Genomic DNA, 385 nt, shown 5'->3' with positions numbered 1-385 from the left:
ATTACCTATTACAGCGACAGACAAAGACGGAAATGAGTCAGACTCAGCAACGGCAACGGTAACTGATACAACAGCACCAGAAGCACCAACGGTGAACGATGTGACAAGTGATGACACAACAATCAGCGGTAAAGCCGAACCTGGTTCTACGGTGACAGTGACATTCCCTGATGGTACAACAGCAGAAGGTACAGCCGACGAAGATGGCAATTATACGATTGATATTCCATCAAACGTAGACCTCAAAGGCGGGGAAGAATTACCTATTACAGCGACAGACAAAGACGGAAATGAGTCAGACTCAGCAACGGCAACGGTAACTGATACAACAGCACCAGAAGCACCAACGGTGAACGATGTGCCAAGTGATGAAACAACAATCAGC

Annotated in this window: 1 protein-coding gene; it reads left to right on the top strand. The window is 47.0% G+C overall.

Annotation, left to right across the window (positions count from 1 at the left end; translation table 11 throughout):
- On the top strand, nt 1-385 hold a 385-nt coding region (locus F1592_RS13170), incomplete at both ends, for an Ig-like domain-containing protein (protein WP_223197250.1).

It is taken from the genome of Staphylococcus sp. GDX7P312P, from assembly GCF_008385775.1.
Taxonomy (GTDB): Bacteria; Bacillota; Bacilli; order Staphylococcales; family Staphylococcaceae; genus Staphylococcus; species Staphylococcus haemolyticus.
The sequence above is the reverse complement of the archived record's forward strand: the minus strand, read 5'-3'. Positions and strand labels throughout refer to the sequence as shown.